The following is a 13,615-nucleotide window of genomic DNA, read 5'->3' as shown; positions in this document are numbered from 1 at the left end:
TCCAAGGCGAGACGCCAATGGCCGTTGCAAGCGCTCACCTCAGGGCCGCGCATGGGGGATTGCCTCGTCACCGGCACGAGGCGGGCGGCGACGATCCATAACCTCCAGCCATAACCTCCAGAACGTGCGGCCGCCGATCAGGCGATAAAGACGCGCTCGACGATCAGGCGGGTCCGATCCCATTCGGGCACGGCCTCGACCTTCATCGGCACCATGAAGCGACGGCCATCGGGCCGTTCGATTTCGAGCACATCGCCCGCGCCAAAATTCTCGATCAGCGCGACACGGCCCAGCTCTTCGCCATCGCTGGCGATCGCCGACAGACCGATAATGTCGGCATGATAATATTCGCCCTCCTCCAGCGGAGGCAGAGCCGAACGCGGCACCGTCAATTCAGTGCCCCGCAACGCCTCGGCGGCATTGCGGTCGCGGACCTCGGCGAAACGGGCAATGACGCCGTTGGAGCCGTCGCGAAGCGATTTGAGGGTCAGCGCCCCGTCATTGAAGGCGGGATAGGTCGACAGATCCTCGGCAAAGACCTTCAACCGCACCTCGCCCGCAATGCCATGCGCGCCGACGATCACCGCCAGCGTGACGTGCGGCTCACCCGCTGGGCGAGTCGCCGTCGCCCTGAGGGGCGTCGTCGCCGCCTTCGGCGGGATCTGGGGCCGAGACGCCTTCGTTGGTGGCATCTTCATGGTCATCGGGTGCGGTCCGGGGATCGGGTTCGGTGGGCGGGATCATGCGCATCTCCTTTTCATGAGCCGGTGGCTCAGGGAAACGCATGGCCCCGCATTCCGATGCCGTGAATGGCAACGCATCCGCCGTCCCGGCCAAGAACCGGGACGACGGACGCCAGGCCGATCAGGCCTCGGCGGTTTCGGCCGGCGCGTTGGCGGCTTCCTGTGCGGCCTTCAGCTTCTCGGCGCGCTCCTCGGCGCGCTCGGTGGCCTTTTCGCCGGGCTTCGCCTTGTTCGGGTTGTTGCGCGCGGCGCGCTCACGGACACCGGCGGCGTCGAGGAAGCGGGCGACACGGTCGGTCGGCTGCGCGCCATTGGCCAGCCAGTGCTTCGCGCGCTCGGCGTCGAGCTGAACGCGCTGGTCATTGTCCTTGGCGAGAAGCGGGTTGTAGTTGCCGATCTTCTCGATGAACTTGCCATCGCGCGGCGCACGGGCATCGGCGACCACGATGCGGTAGTAAGGGCGCTTCTTCGAGCCACCACGCGACAGACGAATGCTGAGAGCCATATTTCAGTCCTTAGTGTAAAACGTTCGAATTCACCGGCATTCCGTCCGGCGCGGGGGTTATTTCTTCTTCAGGAGATTTTCGAAGCCGGGCGGCAGCTTGGGCATCCCGTCGGGCAGCTTGCCGCCGCCCAGACCGGGCATCCCGCCGCCGGGCAGGCCGTTGCTGCCCGCCTTGTTGAGCATTTCGCCGATCTGCGGACCGCCCAGCGCATTGCCCAGGCCGCCGAGACCGCCCTTGCCGAGCATGGCCATCATGCCCTTGATGCCGCCCATCTTCTTGATCTTCTTCATCGCCGTGGACATTTCCTGATGCATCTTCAGGAGCTTGTTCACGTCCTGCACCGTGGTGCCCGAACCCTTGGCGATACGGATCTTGCGCTTGGCGTTGACCAGATCGGGCTTGGCGCGCTCCTTGGGCGTCATCGAGGTGATGATCGCGTCCATGCGGAGAAGGATCTTGTCGCCACCGGCATCGGCCAGCGCGTTCTGCGCCTTCTTCATGCCCGGCATCATCCCCGCCAGCGCGCCGAGACCGCCCATCCGGCGCATCTGCTGGAGCTGGCCGCGCAGGTCGTCCATGTCGAACTGACCCTTGGCCATCTTCTTGGCCATGCGCTCGGCGTCTTCCTGCTGGATCGACTCCGCCGCGCGCTCGACCAGCGACACCACGTCGCCCATGCCGAGGATGCGACCCGCGACCCGTTCAGGATGGAAGGCTTCCAGCGCGTCCATCTTTTCGCCGACACCGGCGAACTTGATGGGCTTGCCCGTGACCGCGCGCATCGACAGCGCCGCACCGCCGCGCGCATCGCCGTCCATGCGGGTCAGCACCACGCCGGTCAGCGGCACCTGTTCCGAGAAGCTGGTCGCGACGTTGACCGCGTCCTGCCCGGTCAGCGAGTCGACGACGAGCAGGATTTCCTGCGGCGTGGCGATCTCCGCCACCGCCTTCATCTCGTCCATCAACGCCTGATCGACGTGCAGACGACCGGCGGTGTCGAGCATCAGGACGTCATAGCCCTGGAGCTTGGCAGCCTGCAGCGCACGGCGCGCGATCTCGACCGGCTGCTGGCCCGTGATGATCGGCAGGGTCGACACCTCGACCTGCGTGCCCAGCGTCGCCAGCTGCTCCTGCGCCGCCGGACGATTGACGTCGAGCGACGCCATCAACACCTTCTTGCGCTCGCGGCCCATCGCCCCGCTCGACAGCCGCTTGGCGATCTTGGCGGTGGTGGTGGTCTTGCCAGAACCCTGAAGGCCGACCATCATCACGACGGCGGGCGGGGTGACGTCGAGCAACAGCTCGCTGGCATCCGCGCCCAGCATCGCGACCAGCGCGTCATGGACGATCTTGACGACCTGCTGGCCCGGGGTGATCGAGCGCAAAACGTTCTGGCCGATCGCCTGTTCGGTGATCTTGTCGACGAAATCGCGCGCGACGGGCAACGCCACGTCGGCTTCGAGCAGCGCGACGCGCACCTCGCGCATCGCGGTGCGGACATCCGCCTCGGTCAGCGCGCCACGGCCGCGAAGGCGGTCGAAAACGCCGCCAAGCCGATCGCTCAAGCTGTCGAACATCGCCTCACCTCAACAGAACCCGGCCCGAAGACCAACGAAGCCCGTCCAAACACAAAAGCGCCGGCGGGCGAAACCTCGCCGGCCAGCGTGCGCCCTCGAGCGCGTGTCTTTTGCATTCCAGACGGAATGTGGAGAGCGCTCCTACGGCAAAATGCCGATCGGCGCAAGCCACGGGCGGATCATGGCGAACGCCCGCCGGTATTTACCTCTTGTATACGACTTCGTGCGACGCCTTGAGGTCGATGCCCGGCACACCCGCACCCCCTGCCCCCGCCACGCCCTCCGCGCGTTTCTTCGCCGCGGCGCTGGCCGCTGGAACGTTGCTGGTGGCCGTCGCGGTCCTGTTGCTCGAACTGGGCCAGGGCCCGGTGGCCAAGATCGTTCTGCTCGCCGTCGCAGCCGCGCTCGCCGCGATCCACTGGCGCTTCCCCGGCGGTGGCGCGGAGGTTGCCACACAGAACGACAGCCATGATCCGTTGACGGGGCTGGCCAATCGTCGCGCCTTTCACGCGGCGGGACAGACGATGATCGACGGCGGCCTGCGGATGCGCAAGGTCGCGCTGCTGCTGCTCGATATCGACCGCTTCCGTGCGGTGACCGGATCCTTTGGCCATGAGGCGGGCGACGCGCTGCTTCTGCACGTCGCCAGGACGCTGCGCGGCGAGGCGCCCTCCGACGCGATCGCCGCGCGGTTCGAGGGCGACAGTTTCGGACTGCTGCTGCCCCTCCAGGGCGATGGACGGGCCCGGATCGAGCGGCTGGCCGAGCGGCTGGCCATTCGCCTGAACCAGCCGGTCCGGCTCGGAGCACATGAACACACCCCCCGCGCCGCGATCGCCATCGCGCAGATCGGCGGCCCCGGCGCCACCATCGACCAGTTGGTCCGTCACGCCGATCTGGCGCTGATCGCCGCCAAGCAGCGTGGCGATGGCCGCCCGCTCTGGTTCGATCCGACGATGGAAAGCGCGATGGCCGAACGCAACGCGATCATCGCGGACCTGCGCTCCGCGCTGGCACAGGATGCCATCACGCCACGTTTCGATCCGCAGATCGATCTTGGCACGGGCCGCCTGACAGGGTTTGAGGTGACCGGCGCCTGGAAGCACCCGGCGCTGGGCATGCTGGATACCGACCGGTTCATGCCGGTCGCGGAATCCTGCGGGCTGGCGGGCGACGTCTCGCTGTCGCTGATGCGCCAGGCGATGACGAGCGCGCGCGACTGGGATCCCTCGCTCACCCTGTCCTTTCCGCTGGTCGTCTCGCAGTTTCAGGATGCGTGGCTGGCGCAGAAGATCATCAAGCGGCTGACCGAATGCGGCTTCCCGGCCCATCGGCTGGAAATCGAGATCACCGAGGACGCGCTTTTCGCCAATCTGGCGCTCGCCCAGTCGATCGTGGTCAGCCTGAAGAACCAGGGCATCGCGCTCGCGCTCGACGATTTCGGCAGCGGCTATTCCAGCCTAGCGCATCTACGCGCCCTGCCCTTCGACCGGGTACGGATCGATCCCGATTTCATCGGCGGCATGAAGGGGGATACCGAACGCACCGCGATCGTCCATGCCATCGTCCAGCTCGGCGACAATCTGAACCTGCCGATCGCCGCCAAGGGGCTACGCGATTCGGAAACCCTGGCCCGGCTGCGCGAGATCGGCTGCGCCCATGCCCAGGGACCGTTTTACGGCGCACCGCTTGACGGCGCGCAGGTGCGCCAGCTCCTGGCCGAAAAACGCCTGCTGATCGGTGCCGCCGCCCCGGCGGGCATGATTACCAGCCCGCGTCTGGCCGGCTGAGATACGCCTTTTCCTCGGCCGTGGAGGCACGGCCCAGCGCCGCATTGCGGCTGGGATAGCGGCCATAGCGGCGGATGACGTCGCGGTGATCGCGGGCAAAGGTGAGGTTTTCCTCGCGACCCAGCTCGGCGAATTTGGCGACGCTCAAATCCTGCATCGCGCGCGATTCGGCATGCATCAATGGCATATAGACGAAGACCAGCCGCTCGGGCGGGTAGCGATATTCCCACCCCGCATCGATCGCCGCGAGACAGAGTTCGAGCGCCAGCGGGTCGGCGGCATAGGCCTGCGCCGAACCGCGATTCAGATTGCGCGAAAACTGATCGAGCAGCAGGATCGCGGCCAGCAGCGTGTCGGGCTCGTCGCGCCAGCCCATCGCCTCGGCCGCCAGCACCTGATCGCGCACGGCGCCGAAGCGTTCGGCGATCTCGCGATCCAGCGCTTCGTCCTTCGCGAAATGCCGCTCCGGCGCCATCGAGAACCAGAAGTCCAGCACGGCACGCGTCGTCCCGTGGACTATTTCCTCATCCATCCCTAGATCGGCGGTCATGTCGTCCCCTTCTGGCCCCGAGATTATCAGTCTGGGCTGTCGCCTCAACATCGCCGAAAGCGAAACGATCCGTGCGCTCGCCGCCGGGCGGGAGGACATGGTCGTGGTCAATAGCTGCGCCGTCACCAACGAAGCGGTCAAGCAGACCCGCGCCGCGATCCGCCGCGCCGCCCGGACGCGCCCCGATGCCCAGATCGTCGTGACGGGATGCGCCGCGCAGATCGACCCCGCCAGCTTCGCCGCCATGCCCGAGGTCGCGCGCGTGCTGGGCAATGCCGACAAGCTGCGCCCCGAAAGCTGGGCTTCCGCCGAACCGATGCTGGTCACCGACCTGTCGCGGGTGGTGGAGACCGCGCCACATCTGGCGTCGGCCTTTGCGGGCCATGCGCGCGCCTTTGTCGAGGTTCAGAATGGCTGCGACCACGCTTGCACCTTCTGCATCATCCCGACCGGGCGCGGGCCGAGCCGATCGGTCCCGGCCGGGCTGGTGATCGAACGTATCGCGCGCGCGGTCGCGCTGGGCCACCGCGAGGTCGTGCTGACCGGCGTCGACCTGACCAGCTATGGCCACGACCTGCCCGGCCAGCCCGGCCTGGGCCTGCTGGTCGAGCGGATCCTGACCCATGTGCCCGCGCTGTCGCGCCTCCGCCTGTCCTCGCTCGATTCGATCGAGATCGACGACCGGCTGTTCGACCTGGTGACGGGCGAGGCGCGGGTGATGCCGCACCTTCACCTCTCGCTCCAGGCGGGCAATGACCTGATCCTCAAGCGGATGAGGCGGCGCCACAGCCGTGCGCAGTCGGTCGCCATCGTCGAACGCCTGCTGACCGCGCGGCCCGAGATCGCGATCGGCGCGGACCTGATTGCGGGCTTCCCGACCGAGGACGAGGCGATGGCGGCGGATACGCTGGCGCTGATCGACGACGCCCATATCGTCCATGCGCATATCTTTCCCTATTCGGCGCGGGACGGCACGCCCGCCGCGCGGATGCCACAGGTGCCGCACCCGCTCCGTCGCGAACGCGCCGCGCGCCTGCGCGAAGCCGCCGCGCGGCGGCGGCGTGCGTGGCTCGCCGACCAGGTCGGGCAGACCCGCGCGGTGCTGGTCGAACGGCCGGGCACGCATGGTCATGCACCCGACTTCGCCGATATTCATTTCTCTCCCGCCGCCGAACCGGGCAGCATCGCCCAAGTCAGGGTCACCGCGGCGACCGAAACCCATCTGATCGGACAATTGGCATGAGCTCTTCCCCCTCCTGGCACGAAAAGCTGCTCGGCGGTTTTCGTCGCACCTCGGACCGGCTGGTCGGCAATCTGGCGGGACTCGGGACCGCGCGGCTCGACGAGGATACGCTCGACGAGGTCGAGGAGGCGTTGATCGCCTCCGACCTCGGCCCCGAGACGGCGCGCCATATCCGCACGCGCCTGTCCGAAGGCAGCTTCGAACGGAATATGGAGGACCTGGGCATCCGCCTGGTCGTCGCCGAAGAGGTCGAAAAGGCGCTGGCCAAGGTCGCCACGCCGCTGGAGATCGATGCCTTTCCCCGGCCGCAGGTGATCCTCGTCATCGGCGTCAACGGCTCGGGCAAGACGACGACCATCGCCAAGCTCGCCCATCTGTTCATGGAGCAGGATTATGGCGTGATGCTGGCCGCCGGCGACACCTTCCGCGCCGCCGCCATCGGCCAGCTCGCCACCTGGGCGGAGCGGGTCGGCGTGCCGATCATCTCGGGCAAGGAAGGCGGCGACGCGGCGGGCATCGTCTATGAGGCGGTGAAGCAGGCGACCGCGACCGGCATCGACGTGCTGATCGTCGACACCGCCGGTCGCCTTCAGAACAAGCGCGAGCTGATGGACGAACTGGCCAAGATCCGGCGCGTGCTGGGCCGGTTGAACCCGGAGGCGCCGCATGACGTGGTGCTGGTCCTCGACGCCACCACCGGCCAGAACGCGCTCAACCAGATCGAGGTGTTCAAGGACGTGGCGGGCGTCACCGGGCTGGTCATGACCAAGCTGGACGGCACCGCGCGCGGCGGCGTGCTGGTCGCGGCGGCGGAGAAATATGGCCTGCCCATTCATGCGATCGGCGTCGGCGAAGGCATGACCGACCTGCGGCCGTTCGACGCCAATGAGGTCAGCCGGATCATCGCCGGGATCGAAGGAGGGCGCAAATGAACACAGCACCCAGGAGCGAGGCCGGGCCCGGCCTGAAGGCGGGCCTCGAATATGGTCCGCTGATCCTGTTCTTCGCGGTCAATTTCCTTGCCCCGCTCGGCCCGCTGACCCGCGTGCTGGTCGCGACCGGCGTCTTCATGGCGGCGACCGTGGTGGCGATGATCGTCAGCAAGGTGAAGCTCGGCCGCATCTCGCCGATGCTCTGGCTGTCGGGCGCGCTGGTCGTCGTGTTTGGCGGGCTGACCCTCTATTTCCACGACGAACGCTTCATCAAGATGAAGCCGACCATCGTCTATGCGATGTTCTCCGCGCTGCTGTTCTTTGGCCTCGTGACCGGGCGGCCGCTGATCCAGATGGTCCTGGGCAATGTCTATCCGGGGCTGAGCGCGCTCGGCTGGCGCAAGCTGACGCGCAACTGGGCCTTTTTCTTCGCCTTCATGGCGGTGCTGAACGAAGCCGTCTGGCGCAATTCGACCTGGGACTTCTGGGTCGGGTTCAAATTATGGGGCGCGATGCCGCTGACGCTCGGCTTTGCCATCGCCAATATCCCGATGCTGTTGAAGCATGGGCTGAACGCCGACGCCGCGAAAATGGACGAACCCCCGGTCGAGTGATCGGACGAGCGGCGGCCAGCCCGGCCGCCGCTCGACGGCCTACCCGCTGAAACCTTGGGATGAGCGGGCCGATCCACGCTCCGGGGGCAATCAGCCCTCCAGTTCCTTCATCAGCACCCGCACCGCATTGTCGACATCACGGTCGGTGTCGCGCAATTCCTCGATCTTGCGCACCGCGTAGATCACGGTCGAGTGATCGCGCCCGCCAAATTTGCGCCCGATCTCGGGCAGCGAGCGCGTGGTCAGCCGCTTGGCGAGATACATGGCGATCTGGCGCGGGCGCGCGATCGCGCGGGCCCGGCGCGCCGAGACCAGGTCGAGCGGCTTCAGCTCGAAATGACGGCTCACCAGCTTCTGAATCTCGTCGATCGTGATCCGCCGCTGCGCGCCGCGCAGGACTTCACCCAGCGTGGCCACCGCGAAGTCGAGATCGATCTTCTCGCCGGTCAGCTGCGCATAGGCGACGACACGGTTCAGCGCGCCTTCCAGCTCGCGGATATTGCCACGAATGCGCGACGCCAGAAGGTCCAGCACGTCGTTGGGCACGACGATATCGGGCAGATCGGCGACCTTGCGATTCAGGATCGTGCGGCGCAGCGTCAGGTCGGGCGCCTTGATGTCCGCGACCAGACCCGCACCCAGGCGACCGATGATACGCGGCTCCACCCCGTCGAGCGACTGGGGCGACCGATCGGCCGAGATGACCAGCCGCTTGCCCGCGCCGACCAGCTCGTTGACGGTATGGAAGAATTCCTCCTGCGTCGAATCCTTGCCCGCGATGAACTGCAGATCGTCGATCAGCAGCAGGTCCGCCGAGCGCAGCCGCGTCTTAAAGCTGTGCGTGTCGCGGGCGCGCATCGCGGCGACGAAATCGAACATGAACCGTTCCGCCGACATGCACAGCACGACCGCCTCGGGATGCGATTCGAGGAAGGCATGCGCGATGGCGTGCATCAGATGGGTCTTGCCCTGTCCGGTGCCGCCATGAAGGAAAAGCGGGCTGAAACGCGGCGCCCCCGGCTCGGCCAGCGACAGCGCGGCGTTGAACGCGACTCGGTTGGACGAGTCGACCACGAACCGATCGAAGGTCAGGCGCGGGTCGAGCGGCGGACGATCGCCACCCACGCGCGCCGCCGGGGCCGGGACCGGCGCGGGGGCCGCGACGACCTTGGCCGCCTTCGCCCTGGGCGCAGGGGCGGGCGTTTCCGCCCCACCGAACAGCGAAGCCTGCGCCTCGACCGCCGGAGCGGGGGTCGGGGCCGCCCTCGACGCCGCCGGGGTGGACAGGTCGAGCGTGTCGGTCGTGGTCAGACGCACCGCCTTGGCCGTCGGCGCGCGCGTCTCGAACATGATCGCGCGGACTTCGGGCAACACCGCCTTGAATTCCAGATGCAGGCGATCGGCATAATGGCTTCGCACCCAATTGGTCGCGAAGGCCGAAGGAAGCGCGAGGCGGACCGTGTCGGGCTCATCGCCCTCGATCAGTTCCATCGGCTTCAGCCACTGGTCGAACAGACGCGCGCCGGCCGATTCGCGCAGGTTCGCGCGGACGCGCGCCCAGGCACGGGCCTGGTCCGACGTCGGTCGCGTTGCCTGCCAATTCGTCACCCGCGCACTCCTTACTCGCCACCCCCAAAAACGGAGGCGGCAACCGAAAAACCACTCGGCGACACGATCCCGCTGGGCGAATCGAACGGACTCGGCCCGGATCTGTCACTTTGCTATGTCCATGACGCGGGCACGAAGCGCCGCTGCTGGGAAACCGATTATGATCCATGGTGGGGTCCGATCAAGACCACGAATGGCCATAAATCTGAAATAAACGGGATTGACAGAGAAAAGCCCGCGGAATCCCGTCCAACTATCTCACAACACATTGAGAATTAAGGATATTAAGCATATCCGAAATCCCGACGCGTCCCCACGAATCACTCGAATCGCGGAAAAACCTGGGATTGCGCATGACGCGCAAAAGTTCCCGGGTTTCGCCGCGAAAAGCGGTTTAACTTATGTGGAACACGCACGAAAAAACCCGCCGGGGGACCGCCCCCGGCGGGTTTCCTTCGTCGCGTGATAGAGGCGATCAGACCAGCGCGGCGACACGCTTGGTCAGGCGCGAGAACTTGCGCGCCACGGTGTTCTTGTGCAGCACGCCCTTGGCAACGCCACGCGCCATTTCGGGCTGCGCCGCGGCCAGAGCGATCGTCGCCGTTTCCTTGTCACCGGCGGCCAGGGCGGCTTCGACCTTCTTCACGAAGGTACGGATGCGGCTGACGCGGTTGCCGTTGATGACGGCGCGACGCTCGTTGCGACGGATACGCTTTTTGGCCTGCGGCGTGTTCGCCATGAAAACCTCTAAATTTCGATCAAAAGGGATAGCGGCGCGACGCACCAGCTTTGAAGCCGCGGCCCTTAACGGTTACTGCGCCGCCCGTCAACTGCGCTGGCAATTCGCGCAGTAGAAGGTCGACCGCCCCGAATCGATGCGTCGCCGGACGATCGCCCCGCATTCGCAAGCCTGACCTTCGCGGCCATAGACCCGCCACTCCTTGGAGAAATAGCCCAATTCGCCATCGGGCCGCACATAATCGCGCAGCGACGAGCCGCCCGCCAGGATCGCGGCCTCCAGCACGGCGCGGATCGCATCGACCAGCCGGGTGAGCCGCGCGAGCGAAATCTGCCCTGCCGCGCGTCCGGGCGCGAGTCTGGCCATGTACAGCGCTTCGCACACATAGATGTTGCCCAGCCCCGCCACGACTCGCTGATCGAGCAGCATCGCCTTGATCGGCGACGCCCGCCCCGCCAGCCGCCCCGCCAGATAGGCCGGGGTGAAATCCGGCCCCAACGGCTCGGGCCCCATGGCGAGGAATGGCGGATAGGCGTCCAGCTCGCGGCTGGACCACAGGTCGACGAAACCGAATCGCCGCGGGTCGTTCAGCGCCAGCCGCCGCCCCATGCCGGTCTCCAGCACCAGATGATCATGGGCCAGCGACTCGCCGGGATCGATCCGCCAGCGCCCCGACATGCCCAGGTGAAAGATCATGGTATCGCCGCGATCGGTGGCGATCAGGCCATATTTGGCCCGCCGCCCCAGCCCCGTCACCCGGGCGCCGGTCATCCGCTGGCGCAGGTCGGGCGGAAAGGGATGGCGCAGATCGGCGCGGCGCGGCTCGACCAGATCCAGGCGCTGGTCCGCCAGAACCGGCGCCAGTCCGCGCACGGTGGTTTCGACCTCGGGGAGTTCGGGCATCGTCCTGGGAGTGTCTTTCTGCCTGGAATGATCAGCGGCTTTCCTGCCACCATCAGCTAGGTAGCGTTTGCCCCGCCAGCAAGGCCGGGCTAGGGCAGGCGCATGAGCGATACTGTCTCCTTCGGCTATGAAGATGTGCCTCGCGACGAGAAGACCGCCCGTGTCGGCGGCGTCTTCACCAACGTCGCTTCCAAATATGACCTGATGAACGACGCCATGTCGGGCGGCATGCACCGGCTGTGGAAGGATCGCTTCGTTCGCCGGGTGAAGCCGCGCGCCAGCGACCAGATCCTCGACATGGCGGGCGGCACCGGCGACATTGCCTTCCGCCTGGCCGAATCGGGGGCGAGCATCACCGTCGCCGACATCAATCCGGCGATGCTGGACGTCGGCATGAAGCGCGCACAGGAGCGCGGGCTCGACGGGCTGGTCTGGACCGAGGCCAATGCCGAAACGCTGACCTTCCCCGACAAGTTCTTCGACGCCTATACGATCGCCTTCGGCATCCGGAACGTCACCGACATCCCCGCGGCGCTGAAGGAAGCCCACCGCGTGCTGCGGCGTGGCGGGCGTTTCTTCTGCCTGGAATTCTCGACCACCGTGTGGCCCGGCTTCTCCGAGGTGTACGACGCCTATTCGCACAAGCTGGTGCCCAAGCTCGGCCAGATGCTGGCGGGCGATGCGGACAGCTATCGCTATCTGATCGAGTCGATTCGCCGCTTCCCCGACATGCCGACCTTCGAGAAGATGATCCGCGAAGCCGGCTTCGTCGAAACCAAGGTCGAGCCGATCATGGGTGGCCTGGTCGCGATCCATTCAGGCTGGAAGATCTGATGCGGCCAGCCTCGCGCGGCCGTCGCGGGCGCGCTTTGTGACCCAGCCGGTGGTTCATCTCTGGCGTCTGCTGAAATGGGGGCGGACGCTGGCGCGCCATGGTGCGCTGAAGGGGATCGAGCGCGATCCTAACACGCCCGCGCCCGTGCGGCGGCTGGCGCGCATCGCCCGGTTCGGCGCGCGCGTCCCCGCACAGCCCGCCTATGCCGATGCGTTCCAGGCGATCGGCCCGGCCGCGATCAAGCTGGGCCAGACGCTCGCCACCCGCCCCGATCTGGTCGGCGACGCAGCCGCGCACGACCTGCTGCGGCTTCAGGATCGGTTGCCCCCGGTTCCCTTCGCGACGATCAGCGCCGCGATGGAAGCGAGCATGGCGCGCGCGCCCGCGCACTTCTTCGCCTCGATCGAGGAAACGCCGGTCGGCACCGCCTCGATCGCGCAGGTGCATCGCGCGGTGACGACCGACGGCCGCACCGTCGCGGTCAAGGTGCTGCGCCCCGGCGTGGAAGACGACTTCACCCGCGCCATCGACACCTATCAATGGGCCGCCGCGCAAGTCGAGCAGATGAGCGGCGAGGCCGCACGGCTGCGCCCGCGCCTGACGGTCGAGAATTTCCGCCGCTGGACGCTGCGCGAGTTGAACTTCCGGCGCGAGGCGGCGTCCGCCTCCGAACTGGCCGAGGCGATGACCGCCGAGCCCGATTTCGTCGTGCCCCAGATCGATTGGCAGCGCTCCACCGCCAAGGTGCTGACGATCGAATGGATCGACGGAATCAAGCTGTCGAACCGGCCGGCGCTGGTCGAGGCGGGCTATGACCTGCCCCGCCTGGCGCAGACGCTCGTGCGCGCGTTCCTGCGCCAGGCGATCGCCGAGGGCTTTTTCCACGCGGACATGCACCAGGGCAATCTCTTCGCCCTGCCCGGCAACCGGATCGCCGCGATCGACTTCGGCATCATGGGCCGGATCGACCGACGCGCCAGGGTGTGGCTGGCCGAGATCCTCTATGGCCTGATTACCGGCAATTATAAGCGCGTCGCGGAGATTCATTTCGAGGCGGGCTATGTCCCCTCGCACCACAATGTCGCCGAGTTCGCGACCGCGCTGCGCGCCGTGGGCGAGCCGATGCGCGGCCTGCCGGTCAAGGACATGTCGATCGGCATGATGCTGGACGGCCTGTTCTCGATCACCCGCGATTTCGACATGGTGACGCAGCCGCACCTGTTGCTGCTGCAAAAGACGATGGTGATGGTGGAGGGCGTGGCGACCAGCCTCGATCCCGACATCAACCTGTGGGATTCGGCCGCGCCGTTCGTGCGCGAATGGCTTCGGACCGAACTCGGGCCGGAGGCGATGGTGGCCGACCGGCTGATCCAGGATATCCGCACGCTGGCGCGGCTGCCCGACCTGGTTCGCCGGATCGAGGCCCACTACCCCGCGCCGGGCGGCGAGCCCCCCGCCCCGCCGCTCAAGCAGATCGAGGTCGTGCGGATCGGCGGCGGCTGGCGCTATGCGCTGATCTCCCTGCTCTCGGCGGCGGGCGGCGTCGCTGCGACCCTGGCCATCCTGCGGTAGGAT

The 13,615-nt window shown here is 67.0% G+C and carries 13 protein-coding genes; 6 read left to right on the top strand and 7 right to left on the bottom strand.

Annotated elements, in window-relative coordinates:
• Nucleotides 1-137: 137 nt before the first annotated feature.
• The 3 genes from rimM to ffh form a co-directional block, all read right to left on the bottom strand.
• Nucleotides 138-704 carry a ribosome maturation factor RimM gene (gene rimM, locus RN629_RS08845; RefSeq protein WP_407034891.1) on the bottom strand — a complete coding sequence of 189 codons (567 nt, stop codon included), beginning with the start codon at nucleotides 702-704 and terminating at the stop codon, nucleotides 138-140.
• A gap of 160 nt (nucleotides 705-864) precedes the next feature.
• On the bottom strand, nucleotides 865-1,248 hold the full coding sequence (gene rpsP, locus RN629_RS08840; protein ID WP_407034890.1) for a 30S ribosomal protein S16: 384 nt from the start codon (nucleotides 1,246-1,248) through the stop codon (nucleotides 865-867).
• Between the two features lie 57 nt (nucleotides 1,249-1,305).
• Nucleotides 1,306-2,826 (bottom strand): signal recognition particle protein, encoded by a 1,521-nt coding sequence (ffh, locus tag RN629_RS08835; protein WP_407034889.1) that lies wholly within the window; start codon nucleotides 2,824-2,826, stop codon nucleotides 1,306-1,308.
• 242 nt (nucleotides 2,827-3,068) lie between these two features.
• Between ffh and RN629_RS08830 the strand changes: the two genes are divergently transcribed.
• On the top strand, nucleotides 3,069-4,616 hold the full coding sequence (locus tag RN629_RS08830; protein WP_407034888.1) for a putative bifunctional diguanylate cyclase/phosphodiesterase: 1,548 nt from the start codon (nucleotides 3,069-3,071) through the stop codon (nucleotides 4,614-4,616).
• On the opposite strand, the gene RN629_RS08825 is transcribed toward RN629_RS08830, so the two are convergent.
• Nucleotides 4,591-5,166, bottom strand: a complete 576-nt coding sequence (locus tag RN629_RS08825; protein ID WP_407034887.1) for a DUF924 family protein — start codon at nucleotides 5,164-5,166, stop codon at nucleotides 4,591-4,593. The genes RN629_RS08830 and RN629_RS08825 overlap by 26 nt on opposite strands.
• Here RN629_RS08825 and mtaB point away from each other — a divergent pair.
• The 3 genes from mtaB to RN629_RS08810 are packed head-to-tail and all read left to right on the top strand — an operon-like array spanning nucleotide 5,165 to nucleotide 7,955.
• Nucleotides 5,165-6,409, top strand: coding sequence for a tRNA (N(6)-L-threonylcarbamoyladenosine(37)-C(2))-methylthiotransferase MtaB (mtaB, locus tag RN629_RS08820; RefSeq protein ID WP_407034886.1), 1,245 nt, complete (start codon nucleotides 5,165-5,167; stop codon nucleotides 6,407-6,409). The genes RN629_RS08825 and mtaB overlap by 2 nt on opposite strands.
• Nucleotides 6,406-7,341, top strand: coding sequence for a signal recognition particle-docking protein FtsY (gene ftsY, locus RN629_RS08815; protein ID WP_407034885.1), 936 nt, complete (start codon nucleotides 6,406-6,408; stop codon nucleotides 7,339-7,341). The genes mtaB and ftsY overlap by 4 nt, the downstream gene beginning before the upstream one ends.
• Entirely contained in the window at nucleotides 7,338-7,955 is a 618-nt protein-coding gene (locus RN629_RS08810; protein ID WP_407034884.1) for a septation protein A, read from the top strand. Before ftsY ends, RN629_RS08810 begins: the two co-directional genes overlap by 4 nt.
• A 90-nt stretch (nucleotides 7,956-8,045) precedes the next feature.
• On the opposite strand, the gene dnaA is transcribed toward RN629_RS08810, so the two are convergent.
• The 3 genes from dnaA to mutM all read right to left on the bottom strand — a co-directional run bounded on the left by dnaA (nucleotide 8,046) and on the right by mutM (nucleotide 11,205).
• Nucleotides 8,046-9,563, bottom strand: a complete 1,518-nt coding sequence (dnaA, locus tag RN629_RS08805; RefSeq protein ID WP_407034883.1) for a chromosomal replication initiator protein DnaA — start codon at nucleotides 9,561-9,563, stop codon at nucleotides 8,046-8,048.
• 475 nt (nucleotides 9,564-10,038) lie between these two features.
• Complete coding sequence (gene rpsT, locus RN629_RS08800; protein ID WP_407034882.1) at nucleotides 10,039-10,302, bottom strand: 30S ribosomal protein S20; 264 nt, start codon at nucleotides 10,300-10,302, stop codon at nucleotides 10,039-10,041.
• Nucleotides 10,303-10,389: 87 nt separating this feature from the next.
• The gene (gene mutM / locus RN629_RS08795) at nucleotides 10,390-11,205 is read right to left on the bottom strand and encodes a bifunctional DNA-formamidopyrimidine glycosylase/DNA-(apurinic or apyrimidinic site) lyase (RefSeq protein ID WP_407034881.1); all 816 of its coding nucleotides are present in this window, start codon (nucleotides 11,203-11,205) and stop codon (nucleotides 10,390-10,392) included.
• Between the two features lie 102 nt (nucleotides 11,206-11,307).
• On the opposite strand from mutM, the gene RN629_RS08790 reads away from it, so the two are divergent.
• Nucleotides 11,308-12,039, top strand: coding sequence for a class I SAM-dependent methyltransferase (locus RN629_RS08790; protein ID WP_407034880.1), 732 nt, complete (start codon nucleotides 11,308-11,310; stop codon nucleotides 12,037-12,039).
• Between the two features lie 37 nt (nucleotides 12,040-12,076).
• Entirely contained in the window at nucleotides 12,077-13,612 is a 1,536-nt protein-coding gene (gene ubiB / locus RN629_RS08785; RefSeq protein ID WP_407034879.1) for a 2-polyprenylphenol 6-hydroxylase, read from the top strand.
• The last annotated feature ends 3 nt before the right edge of the window (nucleotides 13,613-13,615 follow it).

The organism is Facivitalis istanbulensis (genome assembly GCF_040560405.1).
Lineage (GTDB): Bacteria > Pseudomonadota > Alphaproteobacteria > Sphingomonadales > Sphingomonadaceae > Sphingomonas > Sphingomonas istanbulensis.
Note: the sequence above shows the minus strand (reverse complement) of the source record. Positions and strands in the feature narration are given on the sequence as shown.